Below are 2,905 nucleotides of genomic sequence, written 5' to 3'. Positions count from 1 at the left end.
AAGGTGCGCACCAACCAGGACAAGGCCCGGGCGGAGGGGGAGGCCAAGAGCCTTCAGGACCAGTACGACAGCCTGAGCGTCCAGCTGGAGCAGGTCCACCGGGAGAAGAGCGATTTACTCCAGGGGGCGAAGCTGCCCCTGACCGGGCTGTCGGTGGAGCAGGGAGAGCTGACCTATCTGGGGAAGCCCTGGGACTGTATGAGCGGCAGCGACCAGCTGAAGGTGTCCACCGCCATTGTCCGGGCGCTGAAGCCCTCCTGCGGCTTTGTGCTGCTGGACAAGCTGGAACAGATGGACCTGGAGACTCTGAAGGAGTTTTCTGCCTGGATGGAGGCGGAGGGCTTGCAGGGCATCGCAACCCGGGTGTCTACCGGGGGAGAGTGCAGCATTTTAATTGAGGACGGGCAGAGCGTGGGGGCCGCCCCCAATCCCTCTCCCGCCCCATGGAAAGCGGGGGAATTTTAATGCAGATTATGAGAGGCAGACAGAAGACCGCCCTGAAGGTAGTGGTCTACGGCCCCGAGGGCATCGGCAAGTCCACCTTCGCCGCCCAATTCCCCAATCCCCTGTTTATCGACACCGAGGGGAGTACCCGGCACATGGACGTAGCCCGTCTGGAGCGGCCCTCCAGCTGGGCCATGGTGCTGGAGCAGGCGGGCTGGGTGCGGGACAATCCCGATAGCTGTGCCACCCTGGTGCTGGACACCGCCGACTGGGCGGAGCAGCTGTGTTCCGCCGCGCTGTGTGCGAAGCACCAGAAAGCCAGCATTGAGGAGTTCGGCTATGGCAAAGGCTACACCTACCTGATGGAGGAGTTTGGCCGGCTGCTGAATCAGCTGGAGGAGGTGGTGGCCAGGGGGATCCATGTGGCAGTTATCGCCCACGCCAGAATGCGCAAGTTTGAACAGCCCGACGAGATGGGGGCCTATGACCGGTGGGAGCTGAAGCTGTCCAGGCAGACCGCCCCCATGGTGAAGGAGTGGGCGGACATGGTCCTCTTTGCCAACTACAAGACCTACGCCGTGAAGACCAAGGAGGGCAAGGTAAAGGCCCAGGGGGGCAGCCGGGTGATGTACACCTCCCATCATCCCTGCTGGGACGCCAAGAACCGCCAGGGCCTGGCCGACGAACTGCCCTTCTCCTTCGACGCCATCGGTCACTGCTTCCCTGGCGCCGGCCCGGCCCCCGTTCCGGAGGAACCAGCCGCCCCCGCCCCCCAGCCAGAGGGCCCCAATGAATTGTGCGCCCCCCAGCCCCCCGGCCTGCCCGATTACTTTAAGCCCCTCTATGACCTGATGAACGCCAACGGCGTCTATCCGGAGGAGGTGGAGGCCGCCTGTGAGGCCAAGGGGTACGCCCCCCAGGGAATGCCCCTGGCCCAGTACCCCGCCGACTTTGTCACTGAGGTGTTGGTGGCCGCCTGGCCCCAGGTACATGGCATAATTTTGGAAAACCGGGTCCCGTTTTAAGAGAAAAGGAGGAATTTTTGATGAGCGAATTTGAAACCGGCCTTCAGGGCCGCGAACTGGGCTGGGAGGATGAGATCTCCAACGATTCCCCCGAGTACATTACCCTGCCCGAGGGGGAGTACGACTTTACAGTGACCGGCTTTGAGCGGGGACGCTACCAGCCAGGGCCCAAATCCAAGCTCCCCCCCTGCAATATGGCCACCCTGACCATTGAGGTCCAGACACCTGACGGTCTGTGCGTCCCTGTGCGGGACCGGCTGTACCTCCACTCCTCCACCGAGGGCTTCCTGTGCGAGTTTTTCACCTCCATTGGCCAGCGCCGCCCCGGGGAGCGGGTGCGGATGAACTGGGCTGCGGTGGTAGGCGCCCGGGGCCGGGCCAAGGTAGGGGTGCGCACCTACCAGAAGGACGGCGATTCTCGCACCATCAATGAAATCAGGCGCTATCTGGCGCCCAAGCAGCAGCCGGCGGCCTCCCCAGGAAAGCAGCCGTCCATGTCCGGCTTCCAGGCGGGTAAATTCTGATGGAGCTGCGGCCATACCAGCTTCAGGCGGAACAGGCCGTTCTGGAGGAGTGGGAGAGAGGGGTCCTGCGTACCCTGATGGTTCTGCCCACGGGCTGCGGTAAAACGGTGGTTTTCTCCCAGATTATTGAGGACCGGGTCCGGGCGGGGGACCGCTGTCTGATTCTGGCCCACCGGGGGGAGCTGCTGGACCAGGCGGCGGACAAGCTGCGGCAGGCCACAGGGTTAGGCAGCGCCCTGGAAAAGGCGGAATCCACCTGCCTGGGCAGCTGGTACCGGGTAGCGGTGGGCTCCGTCCAGAGCCTGATGAGGGAAAAGCGGCTGTCCCGGTTCGACCCCGGCTACTTTCAGACCATCGTAGTGGATGAGGCCCACCATGTCCTCTCCGAGGGCTACCGGCGGGTCCTGGACCACTTCTCTCCCGCCCGGGTTCTGGGGGTCACCGCAACCCCGGACCGGGGAGATATGCGGAGCCTGGGGCAGTTCTTTGAATCCCTGGCCTTCGAGTACCCCCTGCCCCGGGCCATCAAAGAGGGCTGGCTGTGTCCCATCAAGGCCCTAACCATCCCCTTGAAGCTGGACCTGACGGGGGTGGGAGTCCAGGCGGGGGACTTTAAAAGCCGCGACCTGGACACCGCCCTGGACCCCTATCTGGAGCAGATCGCCGTAGAGATGGAGGAACACTGTAAGGACCGCCGGACGGTGGTCTTCCTGCCTCTGGTGAAAACCTCTCAGAAGTTCAAAAACATCCTCAACACCCACGGCTTCCGGGCGGCGGAGGTGAACGGGACCAGCGAGGACCGGGCCGAAGTGCTCCGGGACTTTGGGGCGGGACGGTACAACGTGCTGTGTAACTCCATGCTCCTCACCGAGGGGTGGGACTGTCCGCCGGTGGACTGCGTTGTGGTACTGC

At 63.7% G+C, this 2,905-nt stretch carries 3 protein-coding genes and 1 pseudogene; all 4 read left to right on the top strand.

Annotated elements, in window-relative coordinates; genetic code table 11:
• Window positions 1-465 (top strand): annotated as a pseudogene (locus tag D1646_RS21190) (chromosome segregation protein SMC); the annotation flags it as partial.
• Window positions 465-1,469: an ATP-binding protein gene (locus D1646_RS21185; protein WP_160638352.1), complete on the top strand. Its 1,005-nt coding sequence runs from the start codon at window positions 465-467 to the stop codon at window positions 1,467-1,469. The pseudogene D1646_RS21190 and the gene D1646_RS21185, both read left to right, overlap by 1 nt.
• Before the next feature lie 20 nt (window positions 1,470-1,489).
• Window positions 1,490-1,993, top strand: a complete 504-nt coding sequence (locus D1646_RS21180) for a DUF669 domain-containing protein (RefSeq protein WP_160638351.1) — start codon at window positions 1,490-1,492, stop codon at window positions 1,991-1,993.
• On the top strand, window positions 1,993-2,905 hold a 913-nt coding region (locus D1646_RS21175; protein WP_160638350.1), incomplete at its 3' end, for a DEAD/DEAH box helicase. The genes D1646_RS21180 and D1646_RS21175, both read left to right, overlap by 1 nt.

The sequence above is a fragment of the Pseudoflavonifractor sp. 60 genome, from assembly GCF_009911645.1.
In the GTDB taxonomy this organism is placed as follows: Bacteria; Bacillota; Clostridia; order Oscillospirales; family Oscillospiraceae; genus Lawsonibacter.
This window is presented reverse-complemented; position numbering and strand designations above follow the sequence as displayed.